Origin of the sequence: Tengunoibacter tsumagoiensis (assembly GCF_003967535.1) — a bacterium.
Taxonomy (GTDB): domain Bacteria; phylum Chloroflexota; class Ktedonobacteria; order Ktedonobacterales; family Ktedonobacteraceae; genus Tengunoibacter; species Tengunoibacter tsumagoiensis.
In genome coordinates this window covers 4,614,759-4,638,457 of the sequence record NZ_BIFR01000001.1, presented here as the reverse complement: position 1 = coordinate 4,638,457, position 23,699 = coordinate 4,614,759, and the positions used below count along the sequence as shown (strand labels likewise).

Annotated in this window: 21 protein-coding genes; 7 read left to right on the top strand and 14 right to left on the bottom strand. The window is 48.9% G+C overall.

Translation table 11 applies throughout. The features are described from left to right. The first annotated feature begins 174 nt into the window (after nucleotides 1–174). Complete coding sequence (locus EL628_RS18155; protein ID WP_126581323.1) at nucleotides 175–1,062, top strand: Cof-type HAD-IIB family hydrolase; 888 nt, start codon at nucleotides 175–177, stop codon at nucleotides 1,060–1,062. On the opposite strand, the gene EL628_RS18150 is transcribed toward EL628_RS18155, so the two are convergent. From EL628_RS18150 to EL628_RS18130, 5 genes are all read right to left on the bottom strand, one after another. Then, nucleotides 999–1,715 carry a protein-tyrosine phosphatase family protein gene (locus EL628_RS18150; RefSeq protein ID WP_126581322.1) on the bottom strand — a complete coding sequence of 239 codons (717 nt, stop codon included), beginning with the start codon at nucleotides 1,713–1,715 and terminating at the stop codon, nucleotides 999–1,001. The two genes, EL628_RS18155 and EL628_RS18150, sit on opposite strands and share 64 nt — an antisense overlap. A 15-nt stretch (nucleotides 1,716–1,730) precedes the next feature. After that, nucleotides 1,731–2,723, bottom strand: coding sequence for a DUF1385 domain-containing protein (locus EL628_RS18145; RefSeq protein WP_126581321.1), 993 nt, complete (start codon nucleotides 2,721–2,723; stop codon nucleotides 1,731–1,733). Between the two features lie 60 nt (nucleotides 2,724–2,783). Then, on the bottom strand, nucleotides 2,784–4,136 hold the full coding sequence (locus tag EL628_RS18140) for an MGDG synthase family glycosyltransferase (RefSeq protein ID WP_126581320.1): 1,353 nt from the start codon (nucleotides 4,134–4,136) through the stop codon (nucleotides 2,784–2,786). 312 nt (nucleotides 4,137–4,448) lie between these two features. Further along, nucleotides 4,449–4,655 carry a 50S ribosomal protein L31 gene (rpmE, locus tag EL628_RS18135; protein ID WP_126581319.1) on the bottom strand — a complete coding sequence of 69 codons (207 nt, stop codon included), beginning with the start codon at nucleotides 4,653–4,655 and terminating at the stop codon, nucleotides 4,449–4,451. A gap of 360 nt (nucleotides 4,656–5,015) precedes the next feature. Next, complete coding sequence (locus EL628_RS18130) at nucleotides 5,016–6,935, bottom strand: protein kinase domain-containing protein (RefSeq protein WP_161975587.1); 1,920 nt, start codon at nucleotides 6,933–6,935, stop codon at nucleotides 5,016–5,018. Between the two features lie 222 nt (nucleotides 6,936–7,157). Between EL628_RS18130 and EL628_RS18125 the strand changes: the two genes are divergently transcribed. Continuing rightward, the gene (locus EL628_RS18125) at nucleotides 7,158–7,868 is read left to right on the top strand and encodes a dienelactone hydrolase family protein (RefSeq protein ID WP_126581317.1); all 711 of its coding nucleotides are present in this window, start codon (nucleotides 7,158–7,160) and stop codon (nucleotides 7,866–7,868) included. Nucleotides 7,869–7,920: 52 nt separating this feature from the next. Here EL628_RS18125 and EL628_RS18120 read toward each other — a convergent pair whose 3' ends face one another. The 5 genes from EL628_RS18120 to EL628_RS18100 form a co-directional block, all read right to left on the bottom strand. Further along, on the bottom strand, nucleotides 7,921–8,133 hold the full coding sequence (locus tag EL628_RS18120) for a TOBE domain-containing protein (RefSeq protein WP_126581316.1): 213 nt from the start codon (nucleotides 8,131–8,133) through the stop codon (nucleotides 7,921–7,923). A gap of 178 nt (nucleotides 8,134–8,311) precedes the next feature. Further along, a complete protein-coding gene (locus EL628_RS18115; protein ID WP_126581315.1) occupies nucleotides 8,312–9,265 on the bottom strand; it encodes an aldo/keto reductase in 954 nt (317 codons plus the stop codon). A gap of 378 nt (nucleotides 9,266–9,643) precedes the next feature. Then, nucleotides 9,644–11,713, bottom strand: a complete 2,070-nt coding sequence (locus EL628_RS18110; protein ID WP_126581314.1) for an SHOCT-like domain-containing protein — start codon at nucleotides 11,711–11,713, stop codon at nucleotides 9,644–9,646. A 49-nt stretch (nucleotides 11,714–11,762) separates the two neighbouring features. Next, nucleotides 11,763–12,137: a hypothetical protein gene (locus tag EL628_RS18105; protein ID WP_126581313.1), complete on the bottom strand. Its 375-nt coding sequence runs from the start codon at nucleotides 12,135–12,137 to the stop codon at nucleotides 11,763–11,765. Between the two features lie 6 nt (nucleotides 12,138–12,143). After that, nucleotides 12,144–12,503: a DUF2089 domain-containing protein gene (locus EL628_RS18100; RefSeq protein WP_126581312.1), complete on the bottom strand. Its 360-nt coding sequence runs from the start codon at nucleotides 12,501–12,503 to the stop codon at nucleotides 12,144–12,146. A gap of 705 nt (nucleotides 12,504–13,208) precedes the next feature. On the opposite strand from EL628_RS18100, the gene EL628_RS18095 reads away from it, so the two are divergent. The 4 genes from EL628_RS18095 (at nucleotide 13,209) to EL628_RS18080 (ending at nucleotide 17,705) form a co-directional block, all read left to right on the top strand. Continuing rightward, a complete protein-coding gene (locus EL628_RS18095; protein WP_126581311.1) occupies nucleotides 13,209–14,117 on the top strand; it encodes an ABC transporter ATP-binding protein in 909 nt (302 codons plus the stop codon). A 62-nt stretch (nucleotides 14,118–14,179) separates the two neighbouring features. Beyond that, entirely contained in the window at nucleotides 14,180–14,887 is a 708-nt protein-coding gene (locus tag EL628_RS18090; RefSeq protein ID WP_126581310.1) for an ABC transporter ATP-binding protein, read from the top strand. Between the two features lie 153 nt (nucleotides 14,888–15,040). After that, nucleotides 15,041–15,559 (top strand): GNAT family N-acetyltransferase, encoded by a 519-nt coding sequence (locus tag EL628_RS18085; protein WP_218028945.1) that lies wholly within the window; start codon nucleotides 15,041–15,043, stop codon nucleotides 15,557–15,559. A gap of 655 nt (nucleotides 15,560–16,214) precedes the next feature. Further along, the gene (locus tag EL628_RS18080) at nucleotides 16,215–17,705 is read left to right on the top strand and encodes a helix-turn-helix domain-containing protein (RefSeq protein ID WP_126581309.1); all 1,491 of its coding nucleotides are present in this window, start codon (nucleotides 16,215–16,217) and stop codon (nucleotides 17,703–17,705) included. A 130-nt stretch (nucleotides 17,706–17,835) separates the two neighbouring features. Here EL628_RS18080 and EL628_RS30830 read toward each other — a convergent pair whose 3' ends face one another. After that, entirely contained in the window at nucleotides 17,836–17,967 is a 132-nt protein-coding gene (locus EL628_RS30830; protein WP_281276548.1) for a hypothetical protein, read from the bottom strand. 90 nt (nucleotides 17,968–18,057) lie between these two features. Further along, nucleotides 18,058–19,143 (bottom strand): Gfo/Idh/MocA family oxidoreductase, encoded by a 1,086-nt coding sequence (locus EL628_RS18075; RefSeq protein WP_126581308.1) that lies wholly within the window; start codon nucleotides 19,141–19,143, stop codon nucleotides 18,058–18,060. A gap of 373 nt (nucleotides 19,144–19,516) precedes the next feature. Here EL628_RS18075 and EL628_RS18070 point away from each other — a divergent pair, with 373 nt between their 5' ends. After that, a complete protein-coding gene (locus EL628_RS18070) occupies nucleotides 19,517–21,373 on the top strand; it encodes a sensor histidine kinase (RefSeq protein ID WP_161975586.1) in 1,857 nt (618 codons plus the stop codon). Nucleotides 21,374–21,439: 66 nt separating this feature from the next. Here the strand turns inward: EL628_RS18070 and EL628_RS18065 are convergent, their stop codons facing one another. Further along, a complete protein-coding gene (locus EL628_RS18065; RefSeq protein WP_126581306.1) occupies nucleotides 21,440–22,450 on the bottom strand; it encodes an SRPBCC family protein in 1,011 nt (336 codons plus the stop codon). Nucleotides 22,451–22,667: 217 nt separating this feature from the next. Continuing rightward, nucleotides 22,668–23,576 (bottom strand): SRPBCC family protein, encoded by a 909-nt coding sequence (locus EL628_RS18060; protein ID WP_126581305.1) that lies wholly within the window; start codon nucleotides 23,574–23,576, stop codon nucleotides 22,668–22,670. Nucleotides 23,577–23,699 lie beyond the last annotated feature (123 nt).

Genomic DNA, 23,699 nt, shown 5'->3' with positions numbered 1-23,699 from the left:
CTGGGGCACCTGTCTCTCAAAGCCTGGGAAGAGAAAAGGGAGATTGGAGCGTTATACTAGTGTGGTATGTAGCAAAGAACGTTTTCGATACATGGGAGGTCTCTGGCCGAAAGCTCTCTGATTAACGCCTCTTTGCCCCTCCTTCTGTCTCTCTATAGCTTTCTTGGAGTAAAGATGACTTTTGACCCACCACCTATAAAATTGATAGCCATTGATATTGATGGTACCTTAGTGAATCCCCAAAAAGAGATCACCATTCGGACACGAGAAGCGATTCAAGCAGCCCTGGCAGCTGGTATTCACGTCACATTAGCTACGGGACGTCGTTATGAAAACTCACAGCAATTTGCTCTGGAACTAGGAATACACCTGCCTTTAATTACATATGATGGGGCTCTTATCATGCAGCATCCTGAGCAGACAGTCTTTGAAATGCAACCACTGCCAGCCTCTATTGCACAGCGAGCTGTTGAGGTCATTGTTCGTCACCACGTGCAGCCAATTGTGCAACATGTTACAGAACAGACTGAAGAGACCTGGAGTGGCCTGGAAGAATACGATAATCCAGAGCTTGCGGGCTACTTTGCCGTCTATCCAAATATTCGACGGTTTCACCATGCAGAGCTCTGTGCAGGTCAGCCTGATCCTGTACGTCTGGTAGCTTTTGCATCAGTTGAGGCTATTGTGAAGATGTTGCCTGAGATTGCGGCACTTCCCTGTACAATGGATCTGCTCAAACGAGGAAATTACGGAAGTGCAGAGCTGTCTATTATACGAGAGAACTGTTCCAAAGCCACTGCGCTGGCAGCACTGGCACAGCGTCTGAGCATACCAATGGAACAGGTAATGGCTATTGGTGATAATACAAACGATATTGCCATGCTTCAGGCTGCGGGTCTGGGAGTCGCCATGGGTCAGGCGCGAGAGGAAGTCAAACTCGCCGCCAATGTTGTGACGGCGAGTAACATCGAGGATGGTGTTGCACAGGCAATAGAGCGTTACGCTTTATCTTCTGCTGAAAGCGAGGACTCAAATTCTTCCAGGCGAACAACCTGTCGCTGATTAGGAGCGGCCTGCCAGCGTTTCTGCATGACCAACGTCAAAGCATCGCTGGCCGACATCCCCTGCTGGACAAGAGTTGAGCACGTAAGCAGGACGCTGCGTCCAACGCCATGTTCGCAGTGAATAAGAACGCGGCCCCCATTGGCAATCTGTTCATTGGCCCATTTTGCCCCTTCATGCAGTTGTGCAATGCTGAGGGGAAACGTATCAGGAGTTGGGAGATAGAGCAACTTGATCCGTTCATTCGCGAGAGCCTGTTCATCATCGCAGTATTCTGAGCGTGTATCAATCACATGCGTAATCCCAGAGAGCCCGAGAGCCGGAATATCTTCTGGCCGGATACGACCTCCAACGGCTAAGTCAGGCGTAATCCAGCTCATATTTAGCTTATCGGGGAGCGGCAGATGGAGAGCCTGAGCAATCTTCTCACCAACGGAGTTCTCTGGAAAAAGGCGCACAGCTAATCGTGTCCAATAGCGATAGAGGAGACGAATTATCCCTGTTGAAGCCCAGCGCCAGGTTGAGAACCGTACTGTAGGTTTAAGCACCGTTCCGGGTTCTACTGGTAATTTTGTTGGAGCCACAGGAGAAGACGTTGGCTGATCAGCACCCTGGGCAGTTGGTGACGCTGGCACTTGTGGATCGGAAGGCATAAAACACCATACTCCTTATTCTACAGCGGCCAATGGTGGGAGATTAGCCACATCAGCGACTGCAAGACTTTCTGGTTCATCACGGGCGATCACTCGTTTGAGAGAGGCAATTGCGCACTCGATCATGCTATCATCGGGCTCACGAGTCGTCAAACCTTGTAGAGCCAGTCCTGGCGCGAGAAGCCAGCGAACCACACGATAGCGATAATTGGCAGCGCCCAGTCGCATCAGCTCATAGGCAATACCAGCGACCACTGGTACCAACACGATCCGCGACACAATTTTCAACCAGAGCGTTGGAGACCCTAGCAGAGCAAAGACAAAGATCGAGACCACCATAACCAGCAGAAGAAAGCCAGTCCCGCAGCGGGTATGCACCCGGGAAGCGCGACGAACATGGGCGACATCCAATGTATCTCCCTGTTCTAATGTATTGATAGCTTTATGTTCAGCTCCATGATAGCCAAAGACGCGTTGAATATCAGGCACCCGACCAATGAGATAGAGATATCCCACCAGAAGCAGCAGCCTGATAACACCTTCAGTAATCAGATTGAGCCAGCCATCGCCAATCTGCTTATGTAGAAGACTGGTAATAAGCAGAGGACTTACAAAGAATATGGCAACCGCAAAGCCAAGTGAGACAACGAGAGAGATTGCGAGCGACCATCCACCCAACTGAGCTGGTTTCTCTTCAGCTTCACTTGTAGAAGCGAGGGTAGAGAGAGATTGAGGAGAGCCAGTAGAAGAGGGATCCAATGCTCCAGAAGCAATATTGGCGGACATCGTCATCATGCGGGTTCCCAGCACCAGCATCTCCCACAGCATCAGCATGCCGCGCAAGAAAGGAAGTCGAAGGAGTTTATTCTGATATAAAGAGGCATTGAGAGCCTCTTCATACAAAGAAATCTCACCATCGGGCTTTCGGACAGCGACTGCTGCCGACTTCCGCCCTCGCATCATCACCCCTTCCATCACAGCCTGACCGCCATAATAAAATTTTGCCATAGAACATTGAATCCTTTTGCTTGCTTGTAGCACAACAGAGTGTTAGAGCTATCTGATAAACTACCTGTTTCGATCAACTGACTCCGTAGAGATATCCCGTGTACGCGCCCTCAAGAGAGGTAAGCGTGGGATTCTTGGACTTTTTAACAACCGTGGCGAGAGCCGTTGTGGTAAGCGATGGATGCGAATCGCGGATTGTAAGCGACTGGACATCTTGAGCTGAGTGCGCTGCCAGCGGGCTGATTGCCAGATAGATTGTTTCTCATCAGATGGTAGATGACGAAGCAAGAAATGAGCAATAGCGAACGAGGCATCGGCGCGACTAATGCGTTTAGCATTCGCAACGCGTTTCCTGAGCTCGGGTGAACCAGGTTTAATCAGACGTCGCAAGGCATCAATGAGCGTACCAGGATCAAGAGCCAGTTCCCCAACATTATTGCTGACCACAAAGTCAATATTGCCTTCTTCCTGACCCGGAACATAGCCGCTTAAAATAATAGGGAGATTGCAGGCAAGAGCTTCACAGATCGTGCCAGGACCGGCCTTAGTGATAATCACATCAGAGGCGTGCATAAGCTCTGGCATATTATTCACAAAGCCAAAAATCTTAGCGGGCACATGTAAGCGTGCCTGTGTTCGTTGCAGATTGGCATAGAGGCGTCGATTGCGCCCGGTAACCACCATCAACTGAACGGGGAGCCGAGCCTGAGAGATAGCGCGGACAGCAGTATGTAAGCCACCTGCACCATCGCCCCCACCCACCAGGAGAATCACTGGAAGATCCGGTTTCAGGCCAAACTTCCGTTGGAGCTCCTCTTTATTCTCAACGGGCAATGTGTATTTGGGATCGATGGGCATCCCCAGCACATGAATACGTTCAGGATCTAAACCGCGTTTTAAATACAACTGTTTGGCTGCCTCGGTTGGAACCACATAGGCATCGGCTCCGGGGGCAAACCAGGAATAGTGAACGCTAATCAGATCCGTTACCACAGTAATAAAGGGAATATTTAAATTCAGCTCGCGAAGGGCGTGGATCGTCACATAATTAATAATTGGGTGAATCGAGACGACAATATCGGGCTGAATTGTAGTAAACAGACGGAGCAGACCATTAAAAATAAGAGGAGTGGCCAGAGCATTGCCAGCCAGGACGCTACTCTCACGGTTGCTGCGGCGAAAGACCTCGCCATACAGTTTGGGATTATAGCGAATGGTTGGACCATAAAGCTTAACGGCCTCTCTCAGTGGGAAGCGGCTATATTCCTCAAAGACATCAACAATTTCAATCCGGTAGTGAGGAAGAGGTGGAAGACGAGTAGCAACCTCATTGTGCGCAGATTCATCCCACTCCTGCCCGTTCTCTTGTAGTGAGCGGGCGCGCCACTCATCCTGTTCTCGCTGAGAAATCATTTTGATGGCATTGCTGATGGCATTGGCTGCGCTACGATGGCCTGCTCCAGTATCAGCAATTAAAAAGAGTATTGTTCTTTGCTTTACGTTGCTCAGTGGACTCACCCCTTACTACAAGTACGATGCAACCGGTAAGCCTGGGAGACAAGGGCAACTAGACCCAGGGCTACCTGCCTGGAAGGCTGTGGTCGCATCATCCCAGTTCTGTTGCTAACAGAGACTGGCAAAAGGTTGACTACAATCGATGATATGGAAATAGGGATAAAGGAGCCGTATGACTGACCTTTATCCCTATTACTGACATAAAAAAGCTTACTCATCTTTCAAGTTGAAGCGTTTGCGGAAACGCTCAACTCGGCCAGCTGAGTCGAGAATACGCTGCTGACCAGTAAAGAAGGGATGGCATTTCGAGCACACATCAACCTTAAGGACTGGTTTGATGCTCAGCGTCTCAAAGGTGTTGCCACAAGCACAGCTGACCGTGGATGCGACATAATTTGGATGGATTCCTTGTTTCATTGTTTCTCCCAGATTCAAGACTTTTATGGCTAGCTGTTTGGAAGGCGCTGTTCCTCTCTGCCTCCCTCACCTCATACCCACCACGCATAGTAATGCAAGCATGATTGTACATGCAAGGTAACTCTTCGTCAAGAGACCTCTTAAGGATCAAGAGACGAAGTAGTACTAAGAATGTTGGGACTGTGTGATCACTGCGCCACATCTTAATCCTTTCATTCTACCATACATAACAAGCTATCTCCCTGTTTTATGCCCGCATTGCATCAGGGCTTCCAGTTCCGGCTGGTTCTCTGGGATCGAAAAGGTTCTCACCTGCGAGAACTGAAAGGCCCTGTGCCCGCATATTCTCTGACATCCTTCTCATAACAAAGGTTGAAGAGCGCGTTTAAATTCTGCATAACTCTGGTAGCGCGCTCGCTGCTCTTCAAGGAGGGCCCGGCTAAGGATACGCTCCAGTTCGGCTGAGACCTGTGGATTCAAGAGCCGTACCGGAGGGTACGTTGGATAATGAGGCGGAGCCACATTCGTTAAGGCATGATGCATACAAGCAGCCAGCGAATAGAGACAGGTGCGTTGATCATAGGCACTCTCTTGAATGGGGAGATAGGGAGAGACCGCCAGTTTGCGTGTTGTGCGCCTCCCTGTAATAGAGACCTGTGAGGCCACTGGGATGGGTGGTGGTGGTATTCGAAATCCACTCAGCATGGCGCGGTTCCGTTTCAGGTCCAGGAGAATATTAGCAGGTGAAAGATCGTAGTGGCGTAGCGGTGGCTGCTGTTGTTCGAGCACCATCAGCGTATTAAGCAGGCTATTCAGATAGATCAGGACTTCCTGTTCGGGGAGTGGACGTTGAAGTTTTTGCAGGCGTTCGTTCAAGCTCTCGCCATCAATATAGTGAAAGATAGCATAATAATAGCGCCCTTCGGCAAAGCGTGTGTGCAATGATGGAAGGAGTGGGTGATGTAGTCTGGCTAATGGGGCTGTGAATTGATCGTAATATGCAATATCTTTAGCACGCTGCGTAAGTGGGAGATCAATACACTCCCAGCGCTTCAGGAAGACAGCCTGTTCTTGATTATGGGCATCTGTCGCGACGGCACTCAAAATATGCGTCTCATCCGATTGTTTAATGACACGTTGAATAGTATAGCGATCCTGATGCACAGTAGTACCGACCAGAGGACTATGAAGTACCAGATCTGGGGGGAGCGTCAGGCGTCCACATTTTGAGCAGCATCGTTGTCCAAAGCGTGTCAGGGCCTGACAATAGATGCAGGTCCGTTGATCATATTCCACCCCGCAGAAGGCGCAGCGCTGGGCACCGGTGCGATTTTGTTGTCCACATTGGTGACAGACATAGCGCTGTTGAGCAATCTTGACTGCTTGCGCATAGTTATCGGCAAAATCGATAATGCTGGGATAGCGTTGATGATAATCTTTAGAGAGTGCTCTCAGGAGAACAGCCACAATCTCGGCTGGGATGCGTGGATTCCACTGTTGGGGAGAGAGAATAGTCTCTTTTAGATGAGCATTCCACATCTCTTCCAGACGTTTATAGACAAATGGCGTCCGTCCACTGAGCAGTTCGTAGCAACAGGTGGCTAACGCGTATTGGTCAGAATCCCGGCGCGGATTGCCTTTCCATTGTTCGGGAGGCATATAGGCTGCTGTGCCAGTTGCTTCTCCAAGAGAGGCATGAGTCTGCATGCCTAAATAGAATGTCGTGCCAAAGTCTGAGAGGAGAATCTGCTTATTGCGTCCAATCAACAGATTGCCAGGTTTGACATCTTGATGGACGAGGCCATTGCTATGGACATACTGAAGAGCATCGGCTGTCTGTTGGATATAGGGAACGAGCTCTTCAGCCAGAGCGAGCCGTCGACTTCCATCGGGATGTAAGAACAGATCAAGAATGGTCTGTGGGGCATATTCCATCACAAAGTAGGGCTGCCCGCTTTCTGCAATCTGGCCGAAGTTATAGACAGGCAAGATATTGGGATGTTGCATCGTCGCAATACGGCGTGCTTCCTGGAAAAAGCTGGCCTTTGCTTTCTCATTAAATTGATCGATGCGCAACACCTTCAGGGCCAGGATACGACCCAGAGGATTTGGCTCACGGACTTTGTACACATAGCCGTAGCTTCCAGCGCCGATAAAAGAGATGACCTCATAGTTATCGACTTGAGCATTCTGCACCAGGAAATCACAACGCTGGCAACGAACCGCCGTATCCGGATTTTCATGTCCTCCGCTGAACCGAGGATTTAGGCAGTGGACCAAGAATGTTATCCTACCTCTTCTGGTTATGTATAGTGAAAGTAGAACGCGAATAGAGATTGAACGAGAGAGCATCTCTGTAGTATCTACGTGAAGAGCCGCTGTGGGTTGCGTTTAGTCCAGATACGAGCCCTTGTCTGACGAAAAAAACGGAAGAAGATGAGGCCTCTTCTGAATGTCGAGCGTGTCAACAGGAGACTGTTGTTTTGAGAAAGGATTATGAAGATGTCGGAGACCAGTAAGCATGACAAGAGTCCTTCCCGGTCAGCTCAGAACATTCCACTCCAGATCACAGTTGGGGCAATGAACCTGTATGGGCAACTTAGCCAACCGGTAGAGGCGCAGGGCCTGGTGCTTCTGGGTCATTGTAGAGAGAAGACAGATGAAGCATCGACGTTTGCCCAACAGAGGCTCATTGATCTGGCACATTTCTTTTCCACTTTAGGATTAGCAACGTTTGTCGTTGATCTCTCTACCCCAGAAGAGAGAGAGCAAGAGTCACAGATGGGACCCCCGATTTGCAACTGCGAGCTACTTCGGCAGCGTTTTATCGGGCTAGCAGAATATTTAGTAGAGTATCCTGCAACCAGGCAGCTTTCAATTGGGTATTTGAGTCTGGGAATTGGAGGCGCTGCGGCCTTGATCGCAGCGGCTGAGCGGCCAGATCTAGTCACAGCAGTGGTCTCAGTAAATGGGCGTGTGGATCTGGCTTGCTCCTATCTCCATCAGATTATTGCCCCTACGCTTCTGATTGTGCCGGGAGAGGATGAGCTGGCGATGAAAATGAATCAAGAGGCTATGAAGACCATTTCAGCCCAGAAGCAGCTTGTTGAGATCCCAGGTGTCACCACTCTTTTCTCTGATCCAACGGTCAGTGAGACCATTGGCTGGCAGATAGGGGATTGGTTTCATCATTGGCTGGTCAAACTGGCCTGATAAGCTTGATAAGGTGTCCTATAAGAGAAAAACGGCTTTACAAAGTCCTGGATTATGCCTGTTTCCCGAGCATCACTTCTGTTGATTTAATAATGACGATGACCGGATCATTCTCGTGCAGCTGAAGCGTTTCAACCGAGTTGCGGGTGATAGCTGAAACAATCTGTTGCCCATCTGGAAGTTCAACTTGAACTTCAGCCATTATGCTACCCAGGGTAATCGTTTTAATTTTTCCTCTAATCTGGTTGCGTGCGCTTAGCTGCATGATAAAGCCCTCCCAGGTACCGAACCTTCTGCTACTTCTACTGTTACGACCCACTTACTGGCTGTTTCTATGATGGTAGCTTTATATTCTATGATCGGCATATAGCACATATAGTAAGAGCCAAAAAGAGACGACCACCGCTATAGTAGAGGTGGTCGTAGAGCAGATGAAAGGGACGTTAGGGATGATCTTGAAGAAACTTTTCAATCTGAGCCAGCTCAGACTCTTTCAAGCGAAACTCGGCAGCGGGTATGAGCTCATCAACCTGAGCGGTCGTACGCATACCAACAATCGCAGCGGTGACAGCAGGATTGTTGAGTGTCCAGGCCAGAGCCACCACGCCAGCAGGGACATTATGGGGGAAGCCGATCTCAGTGAGCAGATTTGCTAATTCTAGATTGCGTCCCAAACGTGGCTCTTTAAAGTCATTGCTATTGCGCCGCCAATCATCTTGAGGCATCTTCTCGATACGCTCGCTCGTCATGCGGCCTGTGAGTAGGCCAGAGGCCATTGGTGAATAGACAATCACACCAATATTCTGTTCCTGACAATAAGGTAAGACATCTTTTTCTGCATCGGGATGAACGAGCGAATAAGGCGGCTGAAGCGTCTCAACTGGCGCGATCTTCTCGGCACGTTTTAATTGCTCAACTGTAAAGTTTGAGACGCCGATATGGCGGATCTTGCCCTGTTTCTTTAGATCAACAAGCTTGCTCCAACCCTCTTCAATATCGGGGTCGGGATTGGGCCAGTGAATCTGATAGAGATCAATCGCCTCGATGCTCAGACGTTTGAGGCTTGCCTCTACTTCGCGTTGTAAAGAAGCAGATTTCAGGCTATTGGTGACCTCGCCTTTATCATCCCAGACCAGGGAGCATTTGGTAAAGATATATGGTTTTTCGCGGCCTTTAATTGCCTTGCCAACGATCTCTTCTGAATGACCGAGTCCATAGATAGCAGCGGTATCTATCCAGTTAATGCCCATACTGAGGGCATGTTTAATGGTTGCAATCGACTCGGTATCGTCCTGATGGCCCCAGGCAAAAGCCCAATTCCCACCTCCCATGGCCCATGCTCCTACTCCGATAGGTGTAATCTGCATATCTGTTTTGCCAAACTGGCGTTTTTGCATAACGTATGTCCTTAACCTTTCTACCCCTCTTCGGGTTAGACAGTGATGCTTATAACAGGTCGTTACAACCTTTTCGTTTTAAAATCAGTGTATGTCTTTCGTCTGAATACCCCTGGTTTTTACACGATCCACATCAGCTCAGAGATACATACATGCTCTCTCCTATGATACGTTACACGGATTAGAAATGCTCCACCATAGCGTGAGGAAAGTCGGATTTTTCTTTATCTCTTGCCATTCCCACCTCCTGTCTACCTCCTGCTCCATCGGAAATCTTGCCAGGCAGGGACTGGCATTGTGCAGATCCGAGCAAAGGCGACCCTACCAGAAAAAACTACTGGTCGAGTCGCCTTTGCCTGTTTGTAATAGCTACCGAGATTAATTGAGCGCTTCCAGGAGCATATCGCCTTCTTCGGGCGTGATGCGGCCTTCAGCGATCATACGAAGAATGGCTTCGCGCTCCTGTTCCGGTTCAATTGTTGGGGTTTCATGTGAAACAGCGCCTGGTTCTTCATCCTGATAGTGCTCAGGATTCACTGGCTGTGGCTGGTGATTGGCAGCTTCAACTGGTGGAAATGGCGCAATAGTAAACGGAGGCAGAGGAGGAACAGGAGGGATCGGCGGAATTGCAGCCTCTATCGCCCCAGGAACGGGAGGCACAGGAGGCACAGGAGGAACAGAAGAAACGGGATTAAAAGTAGGCATAGGAGGAATGGGAGGAACGGGAGGAACAGGAGGGATCGGCGGCATAATCTGTAGATTTTTGAGAGCCTGCTCCATGGCTTCTAGTGCACCTTGAATCCCATCATTTGCAGCACGTTGTGCCTCAGTCATCAAATGGTCTATGCGTCCACCATCCATCTGCCATTCGCGATTGGCGATACGTACTTTTAGACGATTGGCACGATTGGCACGATTGGCAGAGTGGCGAGCACGCTCCTGCTCTTTGTGGCGTTTCTCTTCCTGCTTATGGCGTTGTTCTTCCAACTTATGTCTTTGCTGATCAAGTTTGCGATGCACCCCTTCCAACACATTTTTTTGTAGCGCAAAAGCAGTTTTATGGATATTTTGCTGGATATTTGTATCCAAATTCTGTCCCAGGCGGCCTAATTCTTCACTGATCTGCCCCAGATCGCGCCCTAACTCCTTGCCAAACTGTTCCCATTGTTGACTAAACTCTGTGCTGAACTGCTCAAAATGAGCAAATTCTTGCTCGAAATGGTCAGAGTCTGGATCAAAATGGTTGAATGGCGCTCCATCCTGGTCGAGCGATACCTTTTGTGGCAGATCTTTTGTCTCGATCTGTAGATCACCACCGACTGACAGCTCAACCTGAGCTCCTCCATCGCCGTAGACCAGTTGGATCAAACGGTTATGAGGGAGATAGGGCAGCCCTCTGGCATGGACATCACCTTTTACTGAGGCCTGAATAGTGATGTTTGCCGCTTCTGGTAGTATCAGACGTACATCACCTTTGGCGCGGATCTGTGTGCGGCTATTCGGTTGAAAATCCGCCTGGATTACTGCATCAGACTGAACCTCAACAACCTGGATGTCTCCATGGGCACCCTGGATCTGGAGATCACCTTTAATTGTGCTCGCCTGAATGGATCCACCAATTCCATGGAGGAGAACATCATCATTACTGTGAGCCAGGAGAACATTGCCCTGGATATCGGAGAGTTTGCACGAGCCACCAATATGGCCTAACTGCACCTCTGATCCACTATTCACAGTAATATCGCTGTCAACATTCCCAATTTTAATGCTGGCCTGCGCATTCTCCTCAATCTGGCAATCGCCACTAATATCGCCAGCGGTCAGATGAGCCAGACCCTGTGTTGTGAGATCGCCACCAACGCTAGAGATAATCACAACTGCATTCTCGCTTTTGACAATGGTGCAATCGTTGCCAACGGAACTGCCTTCCAACGTTTTCACAGAGTGAGCTGAAAGGTCATCCCCAATGCTCCCAAAAGTAACATGTGCAATGTCCAGAAGCGAGAGATCATTGCCAACAGATTGGAGCGTAGCGTGTTCGATTGTTTTTAGAGAAGCATCATTGCCAATCGAGCCAGTTCCGGACAGAGTTTGTACGCGAGTAGCCTCAAGATCATTGCCCACACGTCCGATGACAGCCTCATCTGCAATATCATTCAATGTAAGATCGCCACTGACGCTCTGCACCGTCAGAGTGCGAATATGAGAGATCTCTGCATCGCCAGCGACATTCTGAATCGTCAGGGCTAACTGGAAAGGAACAGAGAGGTGCAGATCATCATTGCAATGATTGAGAATGAGAGAAGCTCCTTCGGATTGAGCAATATTGATCTTTCCATCGGTCTCAATCAGAATCGTATTCTGATCACCTCCGACTACGGTCAGATCGCCCTGAATGCCACCAAGGATAAATTGTTGTAATCCTTCTGCGGCAAAAGATTGTTTCATATGATAGCTCCTTTATTGCAATACCCTGAGAGGCAAAAAAAATGCGAAGTTATTCCAGGTAGACCTCTACTCGTTCGCTCTGATCGAGATCTTGCAGGTCGAGCAGGCGTCCTACTGGTTCTTTTTCAATGGCCTGTAATAGCTCCTGTATTCTCTCCATGCCCAACTGAGGGAAGAGCGGTATACCGAGACGTAGACAGGTATGCAGAAAGTTTATAGGAATGCTGATTGCCTGTTTTTGTGGTAGCTGGTATCTATTGCGCCGGGTAGTCAGAACACGTAAGACGCGTTTGTGGCTATATTCGACAGGCCGTTCTTGTTCCCATTCCAAAGTATCTAGTAATTGTGCAGCCTCAAGAGCAGAGAGCTGCTGGTTTTCTACCAGAGAAAGAATGCGATTGCGCTCCTCTTTGGATGTGGGCATAAGTGCCTAGCCTTTCAGGAGGCGCATCGCCTCTTCGACGCTAATCTCTTTTGAGGCGAGCCGATCAAGCACCACACGGCGATCAGGTCGAGCTTCGTGTTCAGGTGGGCCACCGAGTGCCATAACGATATCATCCAGGCGACCGCGAGCCGTGTTGTAAGCCACATTCATCTCAGCAGCAAGCTTTTGAATGTTCCCACGATACTTTACCAGGAGCTCAACAAAATCGAGCTGTTCTCGTGTGAGGCGCCCGATCCAGCCTAGCTCAAAGCGTCCCTCAATAGTAATGCCGCTGGCAGGGCATTCCAATCTGGTCACAATCATCTCTTCCCCACTGACGGGATCACGCGTAAGCAATGGATGCATACAATTTGCCTTCCTCTTCTTCTGAAAATGAGGTTTTCATGCAGGGGCGAACCCTTTTCATGAACGTCTACCCTGTGAGCGGACAACGATAGCAAGCCTCGAGCGCTCTTTGAGAGAGTAATAAACATCATTGAAATGGCGTTTATTTATTTGATATCAGGATAATACCATATGTTTTCACAAAAATCAACATTAATTTGTAGAAAAAAATCAAAATTTTGGAGATATTCTGCAAATTGCTGCAAAGATTCCGTTCAAGCCAAAAATCTCATCGAGAGATGAGCCCTGCCATATGTCATACATCCATAATCAATTTTTTTGTGTTCTACAGGTAGAACAGAAGAAGCATTGAAAATAGCCATGGTAGAATAATCAGACTGCTTTCTATCAATGCGCATTTTCTGGAGAAGGAGATTTCGGTTCATAGCAATTTGGCAAGGGAATAGTGTATTATTTACGTGAACTCTTTCATTTCCCGCCATGTTTTCCTTTGCATCATACCTGGATAGAGTAGAGTGGGAAGCGAGCTACTTGTTGAAATAATCTGGTCATATGAGTCGAAGCATCCTGATATTTCGATAAAAGAGTGGGAGTAGAGCAGAAGAATGAGAAAGAGTGCTTCATTACCAATGACTTTGATGGTATGCGCGTAGTGAGCTGTAAGTCCCTGGCGATATTGAATAATTTTGGATAGGGGGAATTGTCATGCCTGATCCTATTGTCCTTTGCGATAATCTGGTCAAGATCTATAAGGTTGCAGATCTTGAAGTTGTAGCACTGCAAGGGTTGGACCTGGAGGTAAATCCTGGGGAAGTCATCTCTATTGTAGGAGCGTCTGGTTCAGGAAAAAGTACCTTACTAAATATTTTAAGTGGATTAGATACCCCAAGTGCTGGAAGTTGTATTGTTGATAGCAATGATCTCACACGTCTGACACAGGCGCAGCGTATTGTGTATCGGCGTCAGATTGTGGGTCAGATCTGGCAGCAATCTGGTCGCAACCTCTTACCAGAGCTTCATGCTCAGGCCAACGTTGAACTCCCTCAGATGCTCAGTGGTGTTGGTTCTACCCAGCGGTCGAAGCGAGCGAAAGAGTTACTGGAGCTGGTTGGTCTGGGAGATAAGCTCCATAAGAAGCCATCTCAGCTTTCTGGTGGTGAGCAGCAACGTACAGCCATTGCAGTTGCCCTTGCCAACGAGCCGAAGGTCTTGCTTGCTGACGAGCCTACAGGAGAGCTTGACTCCGTCACTGCTGGTGAGATCTTTGCGCTTTTTCGAACATTGAATCAGCAATTGGGTCTGACAATTATTACAGTGACCCATGATGCCACCATTGCTGCTGCAGCAGATCGCACAATAGCTATTCGTGATGGTCGAACCAGTACAGAGACAGTGCGCCGTGAGACGATGCTAGAGAAGGTCGAGGCTCATATGCCGACGTCGAGTGCTGTCATTGGTCTCTCCAGTCGTACGCATCGAGAATCAATTTTGATTGATCGTGCTGGCCGTCTTCAACTCCCCAAAGAAGCTATTGAGAAGCTTCCATTTAAGGGACGTGCAGAAGTGCGTATTATCGATGACCATGTTGAATTATGGCCAATCCTTGAATCTTGAATGATGCAGGCGTCTGTACCTGTTGAATTGGGATGCGCTAACAATGAAAGAGAGTAAACTTCATGAAGTCAGCAGTTGCAACTGAAACGATCGTCGAAGCTCATAATATTACACGCGATTATCCTTCAGGTGGTGGTGTAGTCCATGCCCTGCGCGGAATTGACCTGCGTATCTTGCCGGGAGAGTTTGTGGCATTACGGGGTCGTTCAGGATCTGGTAAGACAACCCTGCTGAATATTTTAATCGGGTTAGATAGCCCTACCACTGGCAAAGTCTTGATCCTGGGGAAGGATCTGGCAACGTTGAATGAGAATGAACGTGCTCGCCTGCGCCGTGAGAGTGTCGGGATGATGTTCCAGAATGCACACCTGTTTCCTTCTCTGACTGCCCTGGAGAACGTTGAGATTCCTCTGCGCCTTGCTCGCGTTCATTCGGAGCAGCGTACACGTCAGGCTAAAGAGGCTTTAGAGAAGGTTGGGCTTGCTAAGCGTGCAAAGCATCGTGGTATGGAACTTTCTGGTGGTGAGCAACAGCGCGTAGCTCTCGCACGTGCACTGGTGCATCAGCCCCGTTTTATTGTAGCCGATGAACCCACAGGGAACCTGGACTCACTGACCGGTCGTGATATTACAGCCCTTCTGCGCGATATCTCTCATCAATCCAACATTGGCTTATTGATTGCAACCCATGATCCATTAGTCTTTAAGTCATCAGATCGGTTGGTCCAGATCCAGGATGGTCTGATGAGCGAAGGGCACGAGGAAGAATAGCTCTTTTTATGCGTTCCCTTATCCTCTAGAGGTTGGGGAACTTTTTTTATGGGCTGTCTCTGGATTAGACATTATTTTATGTATGCATCATAGCGTATACTAACAAGTGCAGACTCTAAAAAAGAGAGAAAAAGATCCAATGAGGAGGTCTCTATGCTCATACTCAGTGAACCTTCAGAGCAATATAAGCAGAGTTTTCTGGTTGGCCTGCTGGAATTTCAGGCTGAAGGTCGAATGCTTGAATATAACTTTCAGCGCGTCAGTTCAGATTTTCGTCATTTTTTACAACAGTTTCAGGGCCGACGAGATCCGCGTTTATTCTCTCCTCAGCGTGTACAAGCGACGGATTTCTGGCTCATTGATGATGAAGAGTATATTGGAACCGTCTCCATTCGGCCTGAATTAAACGAGACGCTATTAAGGATTGGTGGACACATAGGCTATAAAGTTCGCCCTTCTCGTCGTTTGCAGGGATATGGAACACAGCTATTGCGCCTGGGGTTGGAGAAAGCGCGAGAGATGGGGTTGAGGCGCGTATTAATCACATGTGATGAGACAAACGTAGCTTCCCGTAAGGTGATTGAGGCCAATGGGGGACAATTTGAAAATGCATTGGTGCCAACCGGTTCGACGGTTCCCAGGCGTCGTTATTGGATTGAACTCGCTTCATAAGGTTATCGCACCAACGGTAACAGCATACCAGGCTTCCTCTACTTAACATTGTAACCTGCTTGCTTCTCCCAACTGCGCATAGCAGTTTTTCATCGCATCACCTCACAGAATCCAGCTCAAAAAAGAAGACGCCTTTTTGCGGCTTAGAAAGGGCTTTTTCATACCTCTTTTTGGGTGCCTTGTGCAATAAAAAATATTAAACCATCAATATATCACGATTTATCATATATGATTGACTTTGCGAGAACATGTTCGATACAATGTGCTTATCACATGAAAGCCGTATACATATCTAAAATTTGTGATGTTTGGCGATGTCAAAGGACATAGAAAAGCGTTTATTCATTGATCATTGTAGTGGAATAGAGAGCCATCTTTATTCAGAACCGGAGTGTTTGTTGTAAACCTTGGTGGGGATTGAGGTTTCCTACGAGCAAAAGGGCTATCTATCTTGATCACTGTCTAAGACGTTCTTCTCATCCTCTTCATTGGCGGAGAAAAATGGCTGAGAGAAACGAGCTGAATAGAAGGCTAACAGGATCTGTAAGTGGCCTATGCCTGCAAAAGTGTCGTGAGGGCCTGACAAACAGCACAGAGAGTATCATTAAAGAGATAGATCGGTATTTTGTGATGTATATGTAGGAGGGAAGAGAAGATGGCAGTCCCAAACAAGAGTTTAGAAAAAGCCAGGATGCAGAAGCGATGGAGTATTGCAGTAGCCAGTGAGAGGGTGGGTGTGAGTGTGAACACCTTTAACCGCTGGGAGCGTGGTTTACAAGTTCCACAGTTAAGCACCCTGGATCAATTATGTAAGGCTTTTGATCTAAGTCCCGAGGCCCTGGGTTTTGCGCATGCTGTTACAGTGAAACGCAGGGCCTCTGCTAATCCTGATAGAGCTAATCCTGATAAAGCTAATCCTGATAAAGCCATTCCAGGCGCCCCTGCTAGTGCTGAGCCGCCTTCCAGAGTGGAACGTGCTTCTTTTAACCTGCCACCATCCTCGACTCCCTTCGTGGAGCAGCCAATCTCTCCTCGACCTTCATCAGAACAGAAAGCTATTCCTATGATTGAGCCTCGGTCTCTGTCTGATGCACATCATTGTTTTGAGCAGGCAAAAAGGAGCGTTGAACATATGTGGCAGTTACGTCAGAAGAAGAGTGGTGGAGAAGGGCATAGTGCGCTCTCGCGTCGGAAAGCGATTGTCACGCTTGTAGGTGCGCCCGCAGCCGTTTTTGGGGTAGCACAGGCGGGACAAAATCCTGTGTTGCATCCCGAGGAAGTACTTTCGCTCTGTTCAATAGGGATTCCCCTGGCCTGGCAACTCTATTTTGAAGGAGGTCTCTCAGAAGTAGAGTGTGTTCTGCCAAAATATATGGCACAACTCAGAGAGCTTGTCCAATCGTCTCCGACCCAGTATAAACGGATTACGGGGCTGCTCTCACAGGGATTTCAATTGACATCTTTGTTAGCTCTGCAAAGGCAGAATTTTGGAGTTGCTCATACAAGTGCATTGCAGGCGTTGGAATATGGGGAGCAGACCCAGGACCCTAATCTGGAAACGGCCTCATTGATTCGTTTAGCACAGGTCTTTTTTTATCTTAAACGCCCTATTCAACGTTTGCAAGCATATGAACGAGCAGTACAATATAGCCAGAAGGTATCTCCACTGTTACAGGGTCGAGTCTACATTGGCCTCACTGAAGCATGCGCACAATTGAATCAGGAATACAAGGCACAGTCTTATCTTGATCTGGCTCATGCAGTCTACCCTTTGCATTGTGAAAACGATCCCAATTTTTCATATACTCATTTTAATCGCTGGTCTCTTTCCTCCTTTGAGGGATTGATGCATTTGCATTTAGGGCATCCCAGGCAATCATGGAGTCTGTATGAGAAGATGTCGAACGAAGTAACGGATGCACTTGTGCCAAATCGTGTTGAGCTTATTGTAAGGCAGGCTGAGGCTGCTGTGGCCCTGGGTGATCGTGAGCAGGCTTGCACGTATGTTAAAGCGGCAGTAAACTCAGCTCGCGAGGTAAATAATCAATTACGTTATGATGAGACCTGTTCAATTTATGGGCAGATGTGCCAGGATTGGGGTCGAGATTATCCTGTTCGTTCGCTGGATGAATATTTTTTACCATAATATCCGCCTCACCATGCCCCTCTCTTCATCGGAGGCGATGGAGCATGAGGGGACATTTTACCGCCACCATGAATGCTAAACCCTATTACACCATATCAAGCGATTTATCGCATAAATCATGTAGGGCCCATCATTCATGATGGCCGAGGTGAGCCGTTCCGCCTGGTCCCGCCATTGGCCGAGGTGAGCCATTGCGTCTGGTCCCGCCATTGGCCGAGGTGAGCCATTGCGTCTGGTCCCGCCATTGGCCGAGGTGAGCCATTGCGTCTGGTCCCGCCATTGGCCGAGGTGAGCTATTGCGTCTGGTCCCAACAATGTCCGTGGCGGATATCTTTTATCTTGGGAGCCTCAATCAAAGCATCACGATAGTCTGATTGCGAGCACTACGCTGTGCCGCCTCAATAATTCGTAACACGGCAATTGCATCGGCAGGATCAACCGGTGGAGGAGCTCCATTTTTGAGAGTGGAGTGGATGTGAGCATAATAGTCTTCATATGAACCTGGCAGGGTTTCAATCTGTCCATCGAAGGTGAGGCCTTGATCGCACAGGAGCGTTCCCCACAACTCTCGAGGCTCCTGACCCCAATTGGTATGACCAGGACGCTGACCAGCCTTCAGCGCATTCTCTTGAGGGTCCAGCCCCCACTTCTCGTAAGTTCCCCGCAGACCAATCAGGCGGAAGCGAGGGCCAGGCCGTCTGGCGACAAGGCTCATCCAGAGATGAGCTCTGACTCCATTCGCGAAGCGGAGCGCGACAAAAGAATCATCATCGATCTGAGCTTGAGGGCGGCGCTGATCCATTTCGGCATAGACACTGACAGGCTGACCAAAGAGCTGTAAAGCCTGATCGATAAGATGGCTACCAATATCATAAAGCAGTCCACCAGCCGCCGATGGATCCGCAGATTCGCGCCAGGCGTTGGGCCGTGGCTGGGCTCTATAGCGTTCGAAGCGAGATTCAAAGCGGGTAATAGAATCCAGCGTCTTCTGCTGTATTAACCGTTTGATCGTAAGAAAGTCTCCATCCCAACGTCGGTTCTGAAAGACGGTAAGCATTTTGCCAGTGGCTTGACTTTTTGCCAGCAACTGCTCCGCTTCAGCGATAGTGCCTGCAAGAGGTTTATCAATAATGACTGGCAGGCCCGCCTCTAAGGCTGCCAGACCCAGCGGATAATGAGATTGATTTGGAGTTGCAATCACAGCCAGATCATACTCACTTGCATGGTCCCACAATTCTTGTACCTGTGTATAGATGAGAGCATCTGGAAAATGCTGGCGTGCTACTTGTTGGCGTTCTGGATTTCCTGTCACAATAGCCGCGACTTGCATTCCTGCCGTTGATGCAATTAAAGGAGCGTGAAATGTAGCGCCAGCGTTGCCGTAGCCGATAACGGCAACACGAAGCAGGCTTGAAGATGGCGAAACTGATAGGGACATATGACAAAACTCCTCTTGTTCTGTTTGTATATTGGTCGGTCCTGGGCATAATGGGAACAACCGTACCAAATACCCATAGATTCGTGTATAATACGAATACTAAATCTGTCTACATTATCTTAATTGTACATAACATTGCCAGGCTGCTCATCATAACATCCAGGATAGGTAAATTTATTTAAGAAGTTGGATTGATGGTCGAGGGCGGTCGGATCTTTTTATGATAGAGCAAGGGTCGCCTCTATAGAATGCAGCACAGGCTGTGGTTTGGGCTCCCAAAATGAATGAAATACCTGGAGCATAGATAAGGATGAGAAAGTGTGTCCCCTGTGGATTGATCAGGAAGCTAGCAACTTCTTTAGGATTTACGATTGTGAGAAAGGCCAATAAGGATGTAACTGACTCTGTTCAGGCTCAACACAGTGCGGAGGCCGAAGTCCAGGTTCTTCGTGCACGTATAGCTGAACTAGAGCAGCGAGAGAGGCAAACTCAGGAAGAGTTGCGCTATCTGGAAGAGCAGACCAGCACCCTGGAAGTAGTTTTTGAGACTATCACTGATGGGCTTGCTGTTTATGATCGCAATGGAGACCTGGTGCGCTCTAATACAGCGTTTAAAAACCTGATGGGGGTAGAAGAGCAATCTGATTACCATCAGATGAATATGCGACAGCGAGGGGAACTTCTCCGATTACGTGATGAAGCTGATTCAGCGCTTGCTCCAGAGCGCTGGCCGTTGCGACGAATGCTTAGCGAGGAAGTTCTGGCGGAAGAAGGAGCTGTAGATGTCAGAATTACTACTCAGACTGGACGTGAGCTGCAATTGAGTCTGAGTGGAGGGCCGATCAAAAAGCGCAATGGAGAGGTTTCGGGTGCTGTGGCGATCTATCGTAATGTAACTGAACGCAGGATTATAGAGCAGCATAACAGCGAGGTACTTCAGGCCTTGCTGGCGATGGCCGAAGTCCTGGTACAGGGGATTGATCAGTCGGTAACGGGTGATCTACAGACAACCTCTTCACTTACACGCGTCTTGCAACGTTTAACACGCCTTTCATGCTCGATTCTGGGATGTCAAAATATCTCTTTAACGCTTGTTGATGCAGAGAGTAATCTGCTCTATCCAGTAACCTTCTTTGGGTCAACGGAGACAACACACAGCGTAAATGCGATGCAACAATGGCAGACGACTCTAGCAGGGCAGCATCTCCAGACTTATTTTTCAGAGCCAGACTACCTTCGTGCTTTGGAAGATGGGCAATCATTTTTGTTAAAGCATGAGCCGCTCCCCCCCTATCTGATTATTCCAATGAGTGTGGGAGGATTGACCATGGGCCTGATGGCATTAGACTTTGGCGATCCAGTCTACTCGATCACCCCAGATGATATGGCTCTGGCGGAGGCGGTCTCGAAACTTTCTATGCTGGTTTTAGAGCGTGAGAGGCTCTTGCAGGATCGTGCAGAGGCTCATGCGAAAGAATTAGCTCTTCTCGATGCCAATCAGCGTATGGATGAGTTCTTAAGCATTGCCAGTCATGAGTTGCGCACACCTTTGACGACAATCAATGGGAATATTCAGCTGGCAAAGCGACGCGTAAAGGGCCTGTTACAGGTTGAAGAGATTCCTCAAAGCTCACATGAGAAATTGGAACTTGTACAGGATCTGCTTAATCGAGCCGAACGGCAGGTGCAAGTACAGAATCGTTTAGTAGGCGATCTGCTGGATGCATCACGTGTGCAGGCCAATCGTTTAGAGCTTCATATGGGAATCTATGACCTGCTTGCAATTGTGCACGAGGCCGTTGAAGATCAGCAGGCTGCCTGGCCAAAGCGATCCATCTCAATCAGCGACCCTGGCGGCGTCTTTCGCATCCCTGTGTATGCTGATGCCGACCGCTTGATCCAGGTAATCACTAACTTTATGACCAATGCTCTAAAATATTCAGCATCCGATAAGCCAGTGGCAGTGATGGTGACGATACAAGATCAGAAGGTTCTGGTCGCTATACAGGATGAAGGGCCCGGGCTTGCACCGCAGGAGCAGATGCGGATCTGGGAAAGGTTCTATCGAGCACCCGGGATTACTGTTCAAAGCGGCTCTGGAGTCGGGTTGGGCCTGGGTCTGTATATTTGTCGTACCGTTATTGAGCGCCATCAAGGGGAGGTCGGGATTGAGAGTGAGCAGGGTCGGGGGGCTACCTTCTGGTTTACGCTGCCCATTGCACAGGAGTAAAGCATCTCAATCAGAAGGAACGCTCGATTGAGATGCTTACTATTGTCTCAGGCGAGAAGATTGGAACTAGCGCTCAGTAGGCGGCTCAGATTCTGGTCGCGTTTGAGCGTTCCCCTGAGAACTGGGGCCATACATACTATTGCGCCAGGGAGAATCCACCTCAATCTCTGATGCTGTTGCCTCGTCCGATTTTTTCTGCGGGTTGCGTGACAGCATCGGGTCCTGATGATGTTGAGGATAGCGCTGCGTCTGTGAATCTTGATCACCAAAGGCTGTGCGCTCCATTGAGGCATTGCGTCCCCCAATAGTATTATGGATGGGATCTGGCTCGACCTCGGGTGTAAAGGTCTCTCTGGGATGAGTTGTCTCATTGGCATTGCGTTCAGCTTGCTGGCGAAGCGCTTCATGCTGGCGCTGGGCGGCGGCGGTTTCTAATTCGCGCTGCTGCTGTTGTAAGCCCTCATGCTGCTGGCGTTTGAGCTCTGCCTGTTGCTGCTCATAGTCAATAGTTTCCGAACGTTGTTGGAGAGAGCTTTGCTTCATCATGGGATCATTGCTCATAGATGCTCGTTGTTGTTCTGTTGCCTTCCCTTGAGCGACCGAACTGTCAGAGTGAAACAGGTAATGAGATTGCATTGGATCGAGCGCACCAGGAGGGGCCTGGCTTACCATCTGAGCAAAGTGTTCAAGGTCTTGCTGTAGGACAGTATCGAAATGATTTGAGACCCCGAGCTGTTCTGCCGCTTTTCCTAATACTCCAGCAGGTGGTGTATAGGACAGATAGACATCAACAAATGTCTGTGCAGGGCCACGTGACGCAAATTTTACCAACCCATGGTTCTCTAAGCCACTGGTTGAACGCCATCCAATCTGCTGATCAGGAATCCAATGCTCATTCACAGCATCCCACTCATGTGTACCCGTCACCTGGGCAACCCAATGGCTACGCTGTGTATCATGGTACGTCACTTCTTTGACAAAGCTCATAAATTTGGGGAAGTCATTGAAATGTGTAAAGAGGCTATAGACCTGATGAACAGGCGCATTAACAGTGATTTGAGCATGATGTTCTGACATACTGATTTCCTCCTTTTAGACAATGTGAGCCTGTCAGTGTGATCAAGCTTCCATCGTCATCTCCCACTACCCACCTGTACAGAGGCGGTTAAAACACTACTTGCTCGTTTTCATTAAGGACATGTTGTCTCTGTTATACGGACTGGCAGCCCTTTTGGATGATCATCGTTATGATCAAAGGCTGCCAGTTCTGATTGAAGACTTCGTTTATTCGGAACTATTCGGAACGAGGTGGGTCAGTTACCGAAGGTTTATTAGCGCGACGGGAGCTCATTGGATCGGGCTGGCGGGGAAAACGAGCGCGCCCACCATCTTTATCTCCCAGTCCATGGGCCCAGGCGGCATAGCGCTCGCGATCGCGAGGATCTGGTGGAATGCTCTCTTTGCGCCGTCTTTCTTCGGCTAAAGCGCGCTGCTCTTGTAAGCGGCGTACACGCTCGCGCTCGAGAATACTCTGCTGTTCTTGCTGCCTCTGCCGCTCCAATGCTAAGCGTTGTTGGAGGGCACTCTGACGAGAGGCCTCTGCCTGGCGGCGAAGCTCTTCTTCACGTTTGATGCGTGCCTGTCTTTCGGCCAGAACTTCGGGGGCCATCATGGGATCGCGAGCCATGGCAGCACGTTGTTGTTCAGTGAGCTGGCCTTTTCCAATCGCACTTTCTGTATGGAAGAGATAATGCGAGGACATTGGGTCAAGTGCGCCGGCTGGAGCCTGCTCAACCATCTGGGCGAAGTGCTCAAGATCTTTTTTCAGTGCAGCTTCCAGATAGGCACTGGCACCAAGAGTCTCGCCTAATTTACCAAGTGGACCTGAAGGTGGCGTATAGTGAATATAGACCTCAACACTGGTGGAATTTGCACTGAGCGGATGGAACTTCACGCGACCGCTATTACGGAGGCCACGTGTCGAGCGCCAGCCAATCTGTTGATCAGTCTGCCAATCTTCGTTGACGGCATCCCATTCATACTGCTTAAAAAGCTGTACTACCCAATGGCTACGTTGTTCATCGTAATAGGTGACCTCTTTTACAAAGCCCATAAATTTTGGAAAATCGTTAAAGTGTGTAAACAACGTATAGACTTGATGTACAGGTGCTTTAACGATAACGGCTGCAGAATGTTCGGCCATGGCTCTCCTCCCCGCGCACTATGAGAAGCACTTGATAAGGATTCAGAGGGTACATTTTCAACTGGCAGCTATCGGTCCACAGATAGAAGTTGTCTCTGTTAAAAAGATAACTCACTGTATCAC

Excerpts from the sequence above, each read along its gene's own strand:
- EL628_RS18155 (WP_126581323.1), top strand. The coding sequence starts at position 175 with ATGACTTTTGACCCACCACCTATAAAATTGATAGCCATTGATATTGAT.
- EL628_RS18150 (WP_126581322.1), bottom strand. The coding sequence starts at position 1,715 with ATGCCTTCCGATCCACAAGTGCCAGCGTCACCAACTGCCCAGGGTGCT.
- EL628_RS18145 (WP_126581321.1), bottom strand. The coding sequence starts at position 2,723 with ATGGCAAAATTTTATTATGGCGGTCAGGCTGTGATGGAAGGGGTGATG.
- EL628_RS18140 (WP_126581320.1), bottom strand. The coding sequence starts at position 4,136 with ATGATTTCTCAGCGAGAACAGGATGAGTGGCGCGCCCGCTCACTACAA.
- rpmE (WP_126581319.1), bottom strand. The coding sequence starts at position 4,655 with ATGAAACAAGGAATCCATCCAAATTATGTCGCATCCACGGTCAGCTGT.
- EL628_RS18125 (WP_126581317.1), top strand. The coding sequence starts at position 7,158 with ATGTCGGAGACCAGTAAGCATGACAAGAGTCCTTCCCGGTCAGCTCAG.
- EL628_RS18120 (WP_126581316.1), bottom strand. The coding sequence starts at position 8,133 with ATGCAGCTAAGCGCACGCAACCAGATTAGAGGAAAAATTAAAACGATT.
- EL628_RS18115 (WP_126581315.1), bottom strand. The coding sequence starts at position 9,265 with ATGCAAAAACGCCAGTTTGGCAAAACAGATATGCAGATTACACCTATC.
- EL628_RS18110 (WP_126581314.1), bottom strand. The coding sequence starts at position 11,713 with ATGAAACAATCTTTTGCCGCAGAAGGATTACAACAATTTATCCTTGGT.
- EL628_RS18105 (WP_126581313.1), bottom strand. The coding sequence starts at position 12,137 with ATGCCCACATCCAAAGAGGAGCGCAATCGCATTCTTTCTCTGGTAGAA.
- EL628_RS18100 (WP_126581312.1), bottom strand. The coding sequence starts at position 12,503 with ATGCATCCATTGCTTACGCGTGATCCCGTCAGTGGGGAAGAGATGATT.
- EL628_RS18095 (WP_126581311.1), top strand. The coding sequence starts at position 13,209 with ATGCCTGATCCTATTGTCCTTTGCGATAATCTGGTCAAGATCTATAAG.
- EL628_RS18090 (WP_126581310.1), top strand. The coding sequence starts at position 14,180 with ATGAAGTCAGCAGTTGCAACTGAAACGATCGTCGAAGCTCATAATATT.
- EL628_RS18085 (WP_218028945.1), top strand. The coding sequence starts at position 15,041 with ATGCTCATACTCAGTGAACCTTCAGAGCAATATAAGCAGAGTTTTCTG.
- EL628_RS18080 (WP_126581309.1), top strand. The coding sequence starts at position 16,215 with ATGGCAGTCCCAAACAAGAGTTTAGAAAAAGCCAGGATGCAGAAGCGA.
- EL628_RS30830 (WP_281276548.1), bottom strand. The coding sequence starts at position 17,967 with ATGGCTCACCTCGGCCAATGGCGGGACCAGACGCAATGGCTCACCTCG.
- EL628_RS18075 (WP_126581308.1), bottom strand. The coding sequence starts at position 19,143 with ATGTCCCTATCAGTTTCGCCATCTTCAAGCCTGCTTCGTGTTGCCGTT.
- EL628_RS18065 (WP_126581306.1), bottom strand. The coding sequence starts at position 22,450 with ATGTCAGAACATCATGCTCAAATCACTGTTAATGCGCCTGTTCATCAG.
- EL628_RS18060 (WP_126581305.1), bottom strand. The coding sequence starts at position 23,576 with ATGGCCGAACATTCTGCAGCCGTTATCGTTAAAGCACCTGTACATCAA.